This window comes from Micromonospora sp. NPDC047707 (assembly GCF_040704235.1).
Taxonomy (GTDB): domain Bacteria; phylum Actinomycetota; class Actinomycetes; order Mycobacteriales; family Micromonosporaceae; genus Micromonospora.
Genome location: NZ_JBEYSU010000007.1, coordinates 39,146 through 53,353 on the forward strand (window position 1 = coordinate 39,146; position 14,208 = coordinate 53,353).

Genomic DNA, 14,208 nt, shown 5'->3' on the forward strand with positions numbered 1-14,208 from the left:
TGTGGACGGGCGTCAGCGCTTGCGGACGGCGTGCCCGCCGAACTGCTGGCGCAGCGCGGCGACGGCCTTCATGGCGGGCGAGTCGTCCTGGCGGGATGCGAACCGGGCGAAGAGCGAGGCGGTGATGACGTTCAGCGGGACGGCGAGCCGGACCGCCTCGTCCACCGTCCACCGGCCCTCGCCGGTGTCCTCGGTGTAACCGCTCAACTCGGCGAGCTCCGGGTCCTCGTCGAGGGCGCGGTCGAGCAGGTCGAGCAGCCACGAACGGACGACCGTGCCCTCGCGCCACGACTTGAACACGCCGGGGACGTTGGTCACCAGCTCGGAGGCGGTCAGCAGCTCGTAGCCCTCGGCGTAGGCGTGCATGAGCCCGTACTCGATGCCGTTGTGCACCATCTTGGCGTAGTGCCCGGCGCCGACCGGCCCGGCGTGGACGAAGCCGAACTCACCGGCCGGCTTGAGGGCCTCGAAGATCGGCATGAGCCGCTCGACGTGCTCCTGGGAGCCGCCGACCATGAGGGCGTACCCGTTCTGCCGGCCCCACACGCCGCCGGAGACGCCGACGTCGATGTACCCGATGCCGCGGTCGTTGAGCCGCTCGGCGCGGGGGGCGTCGTCGCTGAACCGCGAGTTCCCGCCGTCGATGATGATGTCGCCGGTGCCGAGGACGTCGGCCAGCTCGTCGATGGTGGCGTCGGTGACGCCGGCGGGGACCATGACCCAGACGGCGCGGGGGGCCTCCAGCTTCTCCGCCAGCTCCGCCAGGCTCGCGACGTCGCTCAGCTGCGCGTTGTGGTCGAAGCCGACCACCTCGTGGCCGGCGGCGCGCAGCCGCTCGCGCATGTTGCCGCCCATCCGGCCGAGCCCTACCAGGCCGAGCTGCATCTGTCCGTACCTCCGTGCGTCGTGGTTCTACTCGGGTGCGATCAGCGGGAGACGCGGATCGGCATGATGAGGTACCGGTACCCGGGCAGAACCTCGCCATCCTCGCCGGCCGGCGAAATCACCGCCGGCTTGAAGGCGTCGACGAACGAGAGCACGGCGAACTGGGCCCCCAGGTTCGTGAGGCCGTCGATCAGGTACTGCGGGTTGAAGCCGATGGTCAGCGGGTCGCCGGTGAAGGTGGCCTCCATGGCCTCGCTGGCACGCGCCTCCTCGGTGCCGCCGGCCTCGACGACCAGCCCGTCGGCGCTGAAGCTCAGCAGCACCGGCGTGGTGCGCTCGGCGACCAGCGCGACGCGCTTGACCACCTCGATGAGGGTGCTCACCGCCACCTGGGCCTGCGCGTTGTGGCTGGCGGGGAAGAGCGAGCGCACCGGCGGGTAGTTGGCGCCGTCGAGCAGCCGGCTGGTCGTGCGGCGGGTACCTCCGGCGAAGCCGATCATGCCCTCGCCGGCGGCCCCCTGGGACAGCGCCATCGTCACCTGGCCACCGAGCGGGCCGAGGGCTTTCGCCGTGTCGTGCAGGGTCCGGGCCGGCACCAGCGCGTTGAGGCTGATCTCGGAGTCGTCCGGGTTCCACTCCATCTCGCGCAGGGCGAGCCGGTAGCGGTCGGTGGCGAGCATCGACAGGGTGCCGCCGGAGAGCTCGATGCGTACCCCGGTCATCATCGGCAGCGTCTCGTCCCGGCCGGCGGCCACGGCCACCTGGGCGACGGCGGCGGCGAAGGCGGCCGCGTCGATCGTGCCGGCGCTCTCCGGCATCTCCGGCAGGCTCGGGTAGTCCTCCACCGGCATGGTGGGCAGCGTGAACCGGGCGCTGCCACAGACCAGCTCGAGGTGAGCGCCGACGGCGGCGATGTCGACCGGCTTGGCCGGGAGCGCCTTGGTGATCTCGGCGAGGAGCCGGCCGGAGACCAGGGCGGCGCCGTCGGCGTCCCCCTGCACCTCGACGGTCACCTGGCTGGAGACCTCGTAGTCGAACCCCGACACCTGCAGGTTGCCGTCGGTGACCCGCAGCATCACGCCGGCGAGCACCGGCACGGACGGCCGGTTGGGCAGGCTCTTCGCGGTCCAGGCCACGGCCTCGGCGAGCGCGTCACGCTCCACTCGGAACTTCATCAATGCCTCCGCGTCGACGTCAGCGACAACTCTCTCATGCCGACCGCTGCCTACCGACCCGCCTGAGCGTGCGGGTACCCATCGCACCTTAGGGCGCATGGGCATCGGCTGTGCGCCCGACCCCGTGCCGTCCCGGTGCCGGCGAGCCGCCGACGGCGGCGTTCGGCCCGATCCACAGGAAGTCCAACGGTGATGATTGGTTTTTGTTGTCTTAGAAGATCTAACTAGTCGTCTTCATCGCACCTGTGCAAACTGTGGAGAACCGTCGTCCGCGCAGGTCAGACAGGTTATCCACCGGTGGTTTCGCTGTGGAGAACCAGGGGTACAACCCGTGTCGCGATCCACAGGCGGCGGCTGCCCCCAGGCTGTCCACGGTTGTCCACCGGTTGTCCACCGGTTGTCCACCGGTAATCCACCGACTTTCTCCCCAGCCCTGTGGATCACCGGACGCGTGTCGATCGGCGTCATCCCCAGAACCTTCAACAGCTTCCCCACAGGGGTGCCGTCCGCGGTGGACAACGACGAGGTTGTCCCCAGGCGTCCACAGCGTCGTCCCCAGGGTTTCTCCACAACCTGTGGGTAACCGGGCGGCGGACGGACGGTAGTTTTCCACCGACGGTGGATAACAAGGTGTGGACAACGAGCCGGAGTGTGGGCGGTCACGCCCAGGATGCTGCGGTCTCGACCATGTCGAGGGTCAAGCCCTGGCCCCTGGAGAACGCAGAACACCCGGCCGGTGGACCGGCCGGGTGTCATCGGTACGGGGCGGACAGACGTCAGGTGGTCTGCTTGATCCGGTTGGTCAGCTCGGCGATCTGGTTGTAGAGCGAGCGGCGTTCGGCCATCTGCTGGCGGATCTTCCGGTCGGCGTGCATGACGGTCGTGTGGTCCCGGCCGCCGAAGGCCTGCCCGATCCGGGGCAGCGACAGGTCGGTCAGCTCCCGGCACAGGTACATGGCCACCTGGCGGGCGTTGACGAGGACCCGCGAGCGGGAGTGCCCCCGGAGGTCCTCCAGGCTCACCCCGAAGTAGTCGGCGGTGGAGACCATGATCTGGTCCGCGGTGATCTCCGGGCCGGCGCCGTCCGGGATGAAGTCCCGCAGCACCTCCTCGGCCAGCGACAGCTCGACCGACGAGCGGGTGAGGCTGGCGAACGCGGTCACCCGGATCAGCGCGCCCTCCAGCTCGCGGATCGAGTTCGACACCCGCGAGGCGATGAACTCCAGCACGTCCGGCGGGGCGAAGAGCCGTTCCTGGGCCGCCTTCTTCTGCAGGATCGCGATCCGGGTCTCCAGGTCCGGCGGCTGGATGTCGGCGAGCAGGCCCCACTCGAACCGGGTCCGCAGCCGGTCCTCCAGGGTCGCGAGCTGCTTCGGCGACCGGTCCGAGGTGATCACGATCTGCTTGTTGGCGTTGTGCAACGTGTTGAAGGTGTGGAAGAACTCCTCCTGCGTCCGCTCCCGGTTCTCCAGGAACTGGATGTCGTCGATCAGGAGGATGTCCACGTCCCGGTAGCGGCGCTGGAAGGCGCTGGTCTTGTCGTCCCGGAGCGAGTTGATGAAGTCGTTGGTGAACTCCTCGGTCGAGACGTACCGCACCGAGCGGGCGTTGCCCAGCGTCGTGGCGTAGTGCCCGATGGCGTGCAGCAGGTGGGTCTTGCCCAGCCCGGAGCTGCCGTAGATGAACAGCGGGTTGTACGCCTTCGCCGGTGACTCGGCCACCGCCACGGCCGCCGCGTGCGCGAACCGGTTCGACGAGCCGATGACGAACGTCTCGAACATGTACTTCGGGTTGAGCCGGTTGCCGCCGCTGTCCGCGGGCGACGGCAGCCGCCGGTCGTCCCGGCCCCCGGGCCGGTGGTGGTCCACCCGTCCCGGCCCGCTGTCGGTGCCGAGGTCCCGCGGCAGGGGCCGGATCACGTGCTGGTCCCGCGGCGACACCCCGTCCTGGCGGTACCGGGCGTCGAAGGCGCGGCCGTCCACCGTCGGGTCGAGTCGGGCCGTCTGCTCGTCGAAGCCGCGCCGCTCGGGCCGGCGGACCGCAGGGTCGGGCCGGGGCGGTTCGGCGAAGGCGTCGCCGAACAACGACTCCTGGGCGTCCCGGCCCACCGCGGGGACGCGATCGGCGACGGGGGGCGGCGGTCCGGCCGGCTCCTCGATGCGCCGTTCGGGTTGCGCCTGCTCGGGGATCAACGGGAGCTGCCGGCCGGCGTCGTCCTCCGGCGCCAGGCCGTCCGGCCCGGCGCCGTACGCCTCGCCCGGCTCCGGCTCGGGGGTGCTGCGGTAGACGGTGCCCGCCGGGCGGCCGGAGGCGTCCTCCGGCACGCGTACGGTGACGGCGACCTGGATCGGTCGGCCCAGCCGGCGGGTGAGCGCCTCGGTGATCGCCGGGCGCAGCCGGGACTCGATCACGTCCCGGGTGAAGGCGTCCGGGACGGAGAGCAGTGCGGTGTCCTCGACGATCGCCCGGAGCCGGGTCAGCCGCAGGTACGCCCGCTGCTGCGCGGAGATGATCTCGTCGGCGAGCTCGTCGGTCGTCGCCGTCCACACCGCGGCAAGGTCGGTCGTACCGGCCACCGTCGTGCCACCCCCTCGCCTCTGCTCCCGGACGCCGCCGTTCTCCCCGTCGGCCGTCCCGGGCCCGCCGCGTTCGAGCGGGTGGAACACCCTCACCCGGACGACCGACCGACCCTCGTCCACAAGTTATCCACAGCCTGTGTACGTGCCGATTGTGGCCGCCCGCCGGACGCGGGTCGGACCTGCCCCCCTGCCAGAACGGGCGCTGAAGCGGGTACACCGTGCCGAACGATCCACCGCCCTGTCCGGTCTTGCCCTGCTGGCGGCGACCGCACCTGTCGACGCCCAGAGGCTGTCGGCGAACCCCTTCGCTCGCCCCGGGGTCTCCCGACAGCCTCTTACCGCAATCGGGCACGGTAACAGCGATGTCGGCACGCCTTCAACCGGCGACGCGCGGCCACCGTTGGCGGCATCCGCGAAAAGCGCCGCTTCGGTCGCCCGGGTTGGTCGGTGTCGCCGCTGGTGGGAGTGTTTGACGGTCGTTGCGCCCCTGCGTAGGCTGGAGCGGCTGCTCTCTCGCCCTCTGCTAGGGTGATGGATGCTTGCTGTCCGCGGCCTCCCCGCATCGCCGAGGTCTCGCGCCGCCGGGCAGCACCGATCGGAGGTCACCGCCAGGTGACCCGGACCAGACACGACCCCGGCGGTCCCCTCGCCCGGGGCGTACGACAACGGAGAGCCTGACGTGAGCAAGCGCACCTACCAGCCGAACAACCGCCGGCGCGCGAAGACCCACGGCTTCCGGCTGCGCATGCGCACCCGTGCCGGCCGCGCCATCCTCTCGACCCGTCGGGCCAAGGGGCGCGCCCGCCTGGCGGCGTAACGCCGGCCGGGTCCGATCCGCAGGACGTGGGCAGTCGTGCTGGCCGCCGCGCAGCGACTGCGGCGCAGCACTGACTTCGCCGCAGCGGTCCGCGGTGGCCGGCGCGCCGGACGCGGCGCCCTGGTCGTCCACCTGAGCCTGCCGGTCACCCCGACGGCCGCAATCTCGCCGGAGCCGGCGCGGACCGGTGCGGAGGAAACTCCCGCACCCGCCCGCGCCGGCTTCGTCGTGTCCAAGGCGGTCGGGAACGCCGTAGTCCGTAACCGCGTCCGCCGCCGGCTGCGGCACCTGGTTCGCGAGCGGCTCGCCGAACTGCCGGCGGGCAGCACCCTTGTGGTGCGCGCCACGCCGGCTGCGGCGGACGTGTCGTACCAGCGGCTCGGCGCCGACCTCGACGCGGCGATCACGGCCGCGCGCGCCCCGCGTGGGCGGCGGTCCCGGTGAGTACGGGGCAGGACGCGCCGCGCCCGACGTCACCCGGTGCGCGGGTGCTGGTCGGGCCCATCATCGCGTACCGTCGGTGGATAAGTCCGGCTCTGCCGGCCCGCTGTCGGTTCTACCCGTCGTGCAGCGCGTACGCCCTCGAGGCGGTCAGCCGCCACGGCGCGTTCCGGGGAGCCGGCCTGACGGTCCGGCGGTTGTTGCGCTGCCACCCCTTCCACCCAGGTGGATTCGACCCGGTGCCGGAGCCGGGCGGTCGCCGCCGTGCCGATGTGACTGGAGCCTGAGAAATTGAGTCTCGACTGGATCTACTACGCGATCTCGTGGATCCTGCTGGTCTGGCACCGGGCGTGGGACGCCATCGGGGTACCGGACATCGCGGTGCTCGGCACCAACTGGGCCTGGATTCTCGCCATCATCTTCCTGGTGGTCACCGTCCGGGTGATCCTCTTCCCGGTCTTCGTCAAGCAGATCAAGTCCCAGCGGGCGATGCAGGCGCTCCAGCCGCAGGTCAAGGCGCTGCAGGAGAAGCACAAGGGTGACCGGGAGACGCTCCAGAAGGAGATGATGGAGCTCTACCGGAAGGAAAAGGCCAACCCGCTGATGGGCTGCCTTCCGATGTTCCTCCAGATCCCGGTCTTTCTCGGTCTCTTCCACGTGCTCCGCCGACTCGACCCGGGCAAGAGCGAGGCGGGCAAGACCCTCTACGGCTGGACGATCGGTCAGTTCGAGAGCGCGTCCGCCGCGAAGCTGTTCACCGCGCCGATCGCCGGCAAGTTCGGCTCGACCGCCGAGGAACTGGCTGCGCTCCAGGCAAACGGCACCACGGTCAAGATCATGGCCGGCATCCTGGTGTTGGTGATGATGGGCACGACCTACCTCACCAGCAAGCAGATGATCCTCAAGACCGGCTGGGCGGAGGACCCGCAGCAGCGGATGATCCAGAAGCTGATGCTCTACGGCATCCCGCTGTCGCTGCTCGTCTCCGGCGCGATCTTCCCGATCGGTGTGATCATCTACTGGGTCACGAACAACCTCTTCACGCTCGCCCAGCAGCAGTGGGTGCTGCGCAAGTTCCCGCCGCCGCCGAGCGTCACCGCCGCCAAGTCGGGCACGTCGGGCGCGCGTAACCCGGTGCAGCCGGCGAAGACCGGTGGGCTGTTCGGCCGCAAGGCCGCCCCGCCGGCGCCGACCAAGCCGGCCGCGCCGAAGGTGGCCGGCCCGAAGCCCGGCGCCAAGCCGGTCAACCCGAAGAAGGGGCGCCCCGCCAAGCGGCAGGGCTGAGCCGTCCGGGCCGCCGTCGGGACACCGGCGGCGGCCCGTTCCGCACCGTGCCGCCGCCGTACGGCCGGCGCCGGAGCAAAGAGCCGCGCGTGGCGCGGCGACGGGCGAGACTGCCCGTACAGACGTGCCCGCGGGCACCGGCGACCTCCCGCCGGCCCCCGGGAGACCAGCGGACCCGACGGTCCGGCCGAGCGAGTACGGAGATGACACCGTGACCGACACCAGCATCCCCAGCGCCGACGAGTCCCTGGACGCGGAGGGAACCGAGCCCACCGCCGCGCCCGAGGCGGACGAGACCGACGAGGCCGCCGCCGGGGGCAACGAGAAGAAGGCCGCCGGCGACAGCGACCTGTTCCGTCAGAGCGAGATCGCCGCGGACTACGTCGAGGGCCTGCTCGACATCCTCGACTACGACGGGGACATCGACGAGCTGGTCTCCGGCGGGCGTCCGGTGGTCGAGGTGGTCGGCGCCCGCCTGCAGAGCCTGGTCGGCCAGCGCGGCGCCACCCTGGAGGCGCTCCAGGAGCTGACCCGGCTCGCCGTCTTCCGGCAGACCGGCACCCCCAGCCGGCTGCTGCTCGACGTCGGCGGGTACCGCGCCAGCCGCCGCAAGGAACTCGCCGCCGTGGCGAAGAACGCGGTGGAGAAGGTCAAGGAGTACGGCGAGCCCGTGCGGCTGGAGCCGATGTCCGCGTTCGAGCGCAAGTGCGTCCACGACGTGGTCAACGCCATGAGCGGCGTGGAGAGCGAGTCCGAGGGCGTCGAGCCGAACCGGCGCATCATCGTCCGGCCGGCGGACTGACCGGGTGACCCACGACGACACCGCGGCGGGCGCCGCGTCCGGCCCGGGTGGCACGCCACCCGGGCCGTCCCCTGTCGGCCCCCGCCCGGCGCCCGACCCGGCCGACGCCACGTTGCCTCCGGAGCTGGCCGGTGCCGCGCGTACCCTCTTCGGCGACCGGCTCGACCTGGCCGCCGCGTACGCCGAACTGCTGGTGACCGACGGTGTGATCCGGGGCCTGATCGGGCCCCGCGAGGCGCCCCGGATCTGGGACCGGCACCTGCTCAACTGCGCCGCCGTGGCGGAGCGCATTCCACCGGGCGCGACCGTGCTCGACGTCGGATCCGGCGCCGGACTCCCCGGCCTGGTGCTGGCCGTCGCCCGGCCGGATCTGGCCGTGACCCTGATCGAGCCCCTCGCCCGCCGTACCGCCTTCCTCGTCGAGGTGGTGGAGCACCTCGGGCTCGCCCGGACGGTCCGCGTGTTCCGTGGGCGGGCCGAGGAGGCGTCCGCCGGTACGCGGGAACGTGAACCCCTTACCGGCGACGTGGTGACCGCACGCGCCGTCGCGCCGCTGGACCGCCTGTCCACGTGGTGCCTGCCGCTGGCCAGGCCGGGCGGCCGGCTGATCGCTCTCAAGGGCGCCTCGGCCAGCGAGGAGATCGCCGAGCACGCGGCGACCGTGGGCCGCCTCGGCGGCGGTACGCCCGAGGTGCACCACTGCGGTGAGGGCGTCATCGATCCGCCGACGACGGTGGTCGAGATCGTGCGCGAGCGGGCGGTGGGACCGGCGCGGCCGAAGTCCCCGAAGCGCTCACGCGGTGGCCGCCGCCGCTGATTTCTCCCGCCGCACGACGCGGGTTCTCCGGCGCTGCCGGCGCTGCGGCCCTGCCCGGCTCTCGCTGGGCAGGGCCGGCTCTCGCCGGGCAGGGCCGGCTCCGCGGCGATGCCGGCTCTCGTGCGGCCTTGGCATGGCCGTCGGTCTTCCGTATCGGATCCGCCGATCCGCCTATCCTGTTCGGCGTCCGCGTCGTTGAACGGGTACGGGTGGGCGGGATGTGAACCCGACGTGGACCGGTTGCGCCCGCGAGCCGTAGGCTGGCCGCGCGTCGATAATGTGGAGCGGGCGGCGACGGACGATCACCTGAGTCCCGACCGCTTCCGCCGGGTCGCACGCTCCGAGTGCGAGCAGAGTGCGGCCCGTTGACGGGGTGCGGACCGACCATCCGAAGCGGGCAGGGATGACAGGTGCATGACGACGGCAGGTACGACGATCCACGCGTGACCGGGGCAGCGGGCGACTCTGTTTCACGTGAAACCGACTACCCGGGCTGGGCGGCGCACGGCTCCCCGGCGAGCCCGTCCCACCGGCCGCCGGACTGCGAGCCGGTCGTGCAGCGCGATACGCCGGCGACCGGCGTCGCCCGACCCGTACCGCCGGAGTTGCCGACCGCCCGGTCAGCGTCCGACGGGCCGCGTGCCGCCGGCAACGCGCCAGCGGCCGAGCGCGTGACGGCGGCGCGGGGCAACGCGGCCGCGTCGACGCGCTTCGAGGTGGCCGTTCCCCAGCAGCCCGCGCCCGGGTCGGTGCCGGATGCCGGTCGGGTGACCGACACGACGGCGAGTCCGGCCGTGCCGTACGGGCATGACGGGGACCAGGCCACGTACGTTTCACGTGAAACCCCGACGCGCGAAGAGGATGACCCACCGTTGGCGATGGAAGCGATGCGGGCCGTGCAGATCCTGAATCCGAGCGGCGAGGTGACCATGCCTCGTCCAGAGCGGACCCGGGTGATGTGCGTCGCGAACCAGAAGGGCGGCGTGGGTAAGACCACCACGACGGTGAACCTGGCGGTGGCGCTCGCCCTGCACGGTAACCGGGTGCTGGTGGTCGACCTCGACCCGCAGGGCAACGCCTCGACGGGACTGAACGTCCCGCACCACACCGGCGTGCCGGACGTCTACGACTGCCTCATCAACAGCGTGCCGCTGGAGGACGTCGCCCAGGCGGTCGAGGGCATCCCCAACCTGTGGTGCGTCCCGGCGACGATCGACCTCGCCGGCGCCGAGATCGAGCTGGTCTCCGTGGTGGCTCGCGAGTCCCGGCTGCAACGGGCCATCGCCGGGTACCCCGGTCACTTCGACTACATCTTCATCGACTGCCCGCCGTCGCTGGGCCTGCTGACGGTCAACGCTCTGGTGGCAGCGCAGGAGGTGCTCATCCCGATCCAGTGCGAGTACTACGCGCTGGAGGGGCTGAACCAGCTCATCAACAACATCAACCTGGTCCGTCAGCACCTGAACCCGCGGCTGGAGGTCTCCACGATCCTCCTCACCATGTACGACCGGCGTACCCGGCTGGCGGACGCGGTGGAGCAGGACGTCCGGAACCACTTCGGCGACAAGGTGCTCGAGGCGGTCATCCCGCGCAACGTCCGGGTCTCGGAGGCACCCAGCTACGGCCAGTCGGTGATGACCTACGATCCCGGATCGCGGGGGGCCACGAGCTACTTCGAGGCCGCCCAGGAGATCGCTGAGCGGGGCGCCAAGGCGCCGGTGAGCCGCAATGCGTAGTGGGTACGAGTCGCCGGGAGGCGTGGCATGAAGAACCGTCCTCGGGGCGGTCTGGGTCGAGGGTTGGGCGCGCTCATCCCCACCGGACCGGCGGCGACCGCAGCGACCGGTGCGTTCGATCCGAACGCCGGCAATTCCGCCGCTGCCGAGGTGGCACCTCCCCCGGCCGCCGGGCAGGGCGAGGCGACGCTGAGCCCGGTGCCGGGTGCCCGCTTCGCCGAGATCCCCGTCGACGCCATCGTGCCGAACCCGAAGCAGCCCCGGCAGGTCTTCGACGAGGACGCCCTGGAGGAGCTGAAGGTCTCCATCCAGGAGGTCGGCTTCCTCCAGCCGATCGTCGTCCGCCAACTCGACGGCGAGAAGTTCGAACTCGTCATGGGCGAGCGGCGCTGGCGCGCGGCGCAGGCGGTTGGCCGGGACAGCATCCCGGCGATCGTCCGGGACACCCGCGACGACGCGATGCTCCGGGACGCGCTCCTGGAGAACATCCACCGGGCCAATCTGAACCCGCTGGAAGAAGCGGCCGCCTACCAGCAGTTGCTCGACGAGTTCGGCGCCACGCACGAGGAGCTGGCCCGGCGGATCGGGCGAAGCCGTCCGCAGATCTCCAACACGATCCGGCTGCTGAACCTCCCGGCTCAGGTGCAGCGTCGGGTTGCCGCCGGGGTGCTCTCCGCCGGGCACGCCCGGGCGCTGCTGAGCCTCGACGGCGCGGAGGCGCAGGAGCAGCTCGCCCTGCGGATCGTCGCCGAGGGCCTGTCGGTGCGCGCCACCGAGGAGATCGTCGCGCTGTCGCTGAGCGAGAACGCCGACCGGAAGGAGTCGGCCAAGCGCCGTCCGAAGCCGCACGCGCCCGCGCTGTCGGATCTCGCGGACCGGCTCTCCGACCGTTTCGATACCCGCGTGAAGGTCGACATCGGTCGCAGCAAGGGCAAGATCACCATCGAGTTCGCGACCGTCGACGATTTGGAGCGGATCGTCGGCATCATCGGGGTCGACCAGGACGAGCCCGAGGCCTGACTCCCGGTACGCCACACTCGGCCGCGCGGTCCCGATCGGGGACCACGCGGCCGAGTCGTTTCTGCGACCGCACCGACCGACCGAAGTGCGTGATCCCGACCCAGACAGCGCCGTCGCCACCACCCGCCGGAGCCGCTCCGGTTGTGGTGCTGTCGGGGTCGCCTTCCCGCGCGATGTCGCATGCCGGTGAGCCCCGTCGTTTCACGTGAAACCGGGGCCGTCGGCCGCGGCGGAGGGGACGGCCGTTATCCACACCGGTTGTCCACAGGCCGCCCTCGTTTCACGTGAAACAGCGCGTGAAATCCCCTGCTGACCTGTGGATGACGGCCTGTGGTCGGCACCTGACGGGCCTGTGGATATCTCGTCGGTGGGGCCGACTCGGTGGCCGGAAAGCCGCCGGGATTGGAAGCGGAACGGGGAGGGACAGCAGTGACGAGACCGGCTAGGGTCAGCGTCGTGCACGACACCCCTCCCTCACTTCCGGACTTCACCCAGTGGCCGTCCTTCCCCTTCGAGGGCGACCTGCGCGTCAAGCAACTCGATGATCCGGTCCCGGTCGAGCCGCCCCGCAGGGGCGAGGGGCACCGGGAGTGCACCGCCTGCAACGCCCCCGACGATGCCTACATCTGGGTGGGCGAGCGGTGGCGGGTGCGCGCCATGGATCGGCCCACCGGCCTCCCGATGGTGCTGATCCTGGAATCCCGGTCCCATCTCGACCTCGGTGATCTGCCGAACCTGCTCGCTGCCGAGCTCGGGGTGATGACGGTCCGGCTCGAACGGGCCATCCGCTCGCTGGACGGTGTGGCGCGGGTCCACGTCAACCGCTGGGGCGACGGCTCGGCGCATCTGCACATGTGGTTCCTCGCCCGCCCGTACGGCCAACTCCAACTCCGCGGCACGTTCCTTCCGCTGTGGGACTCGATCCTGCCGCCGATCTCCGAGTCGACGTGGCGGGAGAATCTCGCCCTGGTCGCCGCGTGGCTGGCGGAGTTCGGCGGGCGCCCCCTCGCCGAACCGCCCCGCATCCAGTGGCAGGCGCCGTCCAGCTTCAGCGCGCCGGTGGCGACCGCCACGCCGGCCGAGGAGGAGGGCACCTCGGTGATGAGTTCGGTCGAGGAGACGCCGGTTCCCTCGACGGACGACCAGCCGTCGCTCCCTCCGACGGGCGACCGGCCGTCCGGCCCTGCCGCCGCCTCGACGAGAACGGCGACCGACGCTCCGGCGGCCGAGGGCGCGGACGCCCCTTCGCGTGGAGGCGGCACCGGCCCGTCGACCGGCGGCCCGTCGACCGGACAGCCGGCCGCCGACCGGTCGACTGACGGACCTGACGAGCCCACCGCCGCCACGGTCGACACGGCCCGCACAGCTGACGCGGTCGCGACCACCGCCGCCCGTGGAACGGCACGCACGAATGAGAACGCCGCCACGACCGAGTCGAACGCCACGGACGGAACCGGCGGGACGGCCGGCACGAACGACACCGCCGCCGGGCCGACCGCCACGGACGGAACCGCCACGACGGCCACGGACCGCTCCGGCGGTGGTTCCCCGCCCGACGATCTGCCGGCCCCCGCCACGCCGCTCACCAACCACCGCGACTGACAGAGCCGCCGCAGATCCTGGAAGCCTCCAGGATCTGCGGCGGCTCCGGAGCGAGGGGCCGGGAAAGGTCAGTCGCGCCGGGCGGCGGCGCGGGACACCAGGGTGCCGAGGACCCGGCCGAAGTCGAGGCCGGCCGCCTGCACCGCGAGCGGCAGCAGCGAGGTCTCGGTCATCCCCGGCGAGACGTTCACCTCCAGGACGTGCGGCTGGCCGGCCCCGTCGACGATGAGGTCCACCCGGCTGAGGTCGCGCAGCCCGAGCGCGGTGTGGGCGGCGATGGCCACCTCGGCGACCGCGCCGCTCACCTCGGACGCCAACCGCGCCGGACTGTGCCAGGTGGTGCGGCCGGCGGTGTACCGGGCGGCGTAGTCGTACACGCCGTTGCGCGGGACGATCTCCACGGCCGGCAGGGCCTGCGGGCCGTCCCCCAGGTCGACCACGGAGACGGCCACGTCCATACCGGGGACGTAGCGCTCCACCAGTGCAGTCGAGTCGTACGCGAAACAACCCACCATCGCGGCCGGCAGGGCCGCGGCGTCCCGGACCACGGCGGCGCCCAGACCCGAACCGCCCTGGGCGGGCTTCACCATCAGGGGCAGGCCCAACCGGTCGACGATGCGGTCCAGCACGGCCACCGCACCCAGCTCCGAGAAGCGGTCGTGGGGAAGCGCCACCCAGTCCGGCGTGGGGATGCCCGCCTCCCGGAGCACCGCCTTCGCGGACGGCTTGTCCCAGGCGAGCCGGGAGGCGCGCGCGTCGCACCCGACGTAGGGGATGTCGCAGAGGTCCAGCACGCCCCGGAGCGAGCCGTCCTCGCCTGTGGCACCGTGCAGGGCGATCACCACGGCGTCCGGCGGGTCGGCGGTGAGGGACGGCAGCAGGGCGACGTCGGCGTCGCGCAGTTCGGCGTCCACGCCGACGGCGCGCAGAGCGTCCAGCACCCGGCGGCCGGAGCGGAGCGAGACGTCCCGCTCGTAGGAGAGCCCGCCGGCGAGCACCAGCACGCGCAGGTCGGTCACGACGGACGAGTCGGCAGCGGTCGTACGCATG

14 protein-coding genes are annotated in these 14,208 nt (G+C 71.9%); 9 read left to right on the forward strand and 5 right to left on the reverse strand.

Features of this window, described 5'->3' with window-relative positions; genetic code table 11:
- Window positions 1–12: 12 nt before the first annotated feature.
- The 3 genes from gnd to dnaA all read right to left on the reverse strand — a co-directional run bounded on the left by gnd (window position 13) and on the right by dnaA (window position 4,636).
- Window positions 13–885, reverse strand: coding sequence for a phosphogluconate dehydrogenase (NAD(+)-dependent, decarboxylating) (gene gnd / locus AB0873_RS10140; protein ID WP_366599349.1), 873 nt, complete (start codon window positions 883–885; stop codon window positions 13–15).
- A gap of 41 nt (window positions 886–926) precedes the next feature.
- On the reverse strand, window positions 927–2,060 hold the full coding sequence (dnaN, locus tag AB0873_RS10145; RefSeq protein WP_366599350.1) for a DNA polymerase III subunit beta: 1,134 nt from the start codon (window positions 2,058–2,060) through the stop codon (window positions 927–929).
- Between the two features lie 776 nt (window positions 2,061–2,836).
- On the reverse strand, window positions 2,837–4,636 hold the full coding sequence (dnaA, locus tag AB0873_RS10150; RefSeq protein ID WP_366599527.1) for a chromosomal replication initiator protein DnaA: 1,800 nt from the start codon (window positions 4,634–4,636) through the stop codon (window positions 2,837–2,839).
- Between the two features lie 682 nt (window positions 4,637–5,318).
- On the opposite strand from dnaA, the gene rpmH reads away from it, so the two are divergent.
- The 6 genes from rpmH (at window position 5,319) to rsmG (ending at window position 8,800) form a co-directional block, all read left to right on the forward strand.
- Entirely contained in the window at window positions 5,319–5,456 is a 138-nt protein-coding gene (rpmH, locus tag AB0873_RS10155) for a 50S ribosomal protein L34 (protein WP_155329601.1), read from the forward strand.
- 36 nt (window positions 5,457–5,492) lie between these two features.
- On the forward strand, window positions 5,493–5,900 hold the full coding sequence (gene rnpA / locus AB0873_RS10160) for a ribonuclease P protein component (protein ID WP_366599351.1): 408 nt from the start codon (window positions 5,493–5,495) through the stop codon (window positions 5,898–5,900).
- Window positions 5,897–6,184 (forward strand): membrane protein insertion efficiency factor YidD, encoded by a 288-nt coding sequence (gene yidD / locus AB0873_RS10165; RefSeq protein WP_155329603.1) that lies wholly within the window; start codon window positions 5,897–5,899, stop codon window positions 6,182–6,184. The genes rnpA and yidD overlap by 4 nt, the downstream gene beginning before the upstream one ends.
- Before the next feature lie 4 nt (window positions 6,185–6,188).
- Window positions 6,189–7,181 carry a membrane protein insertase YidC gene (gene yidC / locus AB0873_RS10170; RefSeq protein WP_155329604.1) on the forward strand — a complete coding sequence of 331 codons (993 nt, stop codon included), beginning with the start codon at window positions 6,189–6,191 and terminating at the stop codon, window positions 7,179–7,181.
- Window positions 7,182–7,392: 211 nt separating this feature from the next.
- Complete coding sequence (locus tag AB0873_RS10175) at window positions 7,393–7,983, forward strand: R3H domain-containing nucleic acid-binding protein (RefSeq protein ID WP_366599352.1); 591 nt, start codon at window positions 7,393–7,395, stop codon at window positions 7,981–7,983.
- A gap of 112 nt (window positions 7,984–8,095) precedes the next feature.
- Window positions 8,096–8,800 carry a 16S rRNA (guanine(527)-N(7))-methyltransferase RsmG gene (gene rsmG, locus AB0873_RS10180; RefSeq protein ID WP_366599528.1) on the forward strand — a complete coding sequence of 235 codons (705 nt, stop codon included), beginning with the start codon at window positions 8,096–8,098 and terminating at the stop codon, window positions 8,798–8,800.
- Between the two features lie 484 nt (window positions 8,801–9,284).
- On the opposite strand, the gene AB0873_RS10185 is transcribed toward rsmG, so the two are convergent.
- Entirely contained in the window at window positions 9,285–9,578 is a 294-nt protein-coding gene (locus AB0873_RS10185) for a hypothetical protein (protein WP_366599545.1), read from the reverse strand.
- Between AB0873_RS10185 and AB0873_RS10190 the strand changes: the two genes are divergently transcribed.
- From AB0873_RS10190 to AB0873_RS10200, 3 genes are all read left to right on the forward strand, one after another.
- A complete protein-coding gene (locus AB0873_RS10190; protein ID WP_366599529.1) occupies window positions 9,472–10,536 on the forward strand; it encodes a ParA family protein in 1,065 nt (354 codons plus the stop codon). The two genes, AB0873_RS10185 and AB0873_RS10190, sit on opposite strands and share 107 nt — an antisense overlap.
- Before the next feature lie 27 nt (window positions 10,537–10,563).
- On the forward strand, window positions 10,564–11,556 hold the full coding sequence (locus tag AB0873_RS10195) for a ParB/RepB/Spo0J family partition protein (RefSeq protein WP_366599353.1): 993 nt from the start codon (window positions 10,564–10,566) through the stop codon (window positions 11,554–11,556).
- A gap of 681 nt (window positions 11,557–12,237) precedes the next feature.
- The gene (locus tag AB0873_RS10200) at window positions 12,238–13,158 is read left to right on the forward strand and encodes a hypothetical protein (RefSeq protein WP_366599530.1); all 921 of its coding nucleotides are present in this window, start codon (window positions 12,238–12,240) and stop codon (window positions 13,156–13,158) included.
- 68 nt (window positions 13,159–13,226) lie between these two features.
- On the opposite strand, the gene AB0873_RS10205 is transcribed toward AB0873_RS10200, so the two are convergent.
- Window positions 13,227–14,207, reverse strand: coding sequence for a D-alanine--D-alanine ligase (locus AB0873_RS10205; RefSeq protein WP_155329609.1), 981 nt, complete (start codon window positions 14,205–14,207; stop codon window positions 13,227–13,229).
- Window position 14,208 lies beyond the last annotated feature (1 nt).

What these genes read in the sequence shown, in the direction of transcription:
- gnd (WP_366599349.1), bottom strand. Translation starts at nt 885, where the DNA reads ATGCAGCTCGGCCTGGTAGGGCTCGGCCGGATGGGCGGCAACATGCGC.
- dnaN (WP_366599350.1), bottom strand. Translation starts at nt 2,060, where the DNA reads ATGAAGTTCCGAGTGGAGCGTGACGCGCTCGCCGAGGCCGTGGCCTGG.
- AB0873_RS10195 (WP_366599353.1), top strand. Translation starts at nt 10,564, where the DNA reads ATGAAGAACCGTCCTCGGGGCGGTCTGGGTCGAGGGTTGGGCGCGCTC.
- AB0873_RS10200 (WP_366599530.1), top strand. Translation starts at nt 12,238, where the DNA reads ATGGTGCTGATCCTGGAATCCCGGTCCCATCTCGACCTCGGTGATCTG.
- AB0873_RS10205 (WP_155329609.1), bottom strand. Translation starts at nt 14,207, where the DNA reads ATGCGTACGACCGCTGCCGACTCGTCCGTCGTGACCGACCTGCGCGTG.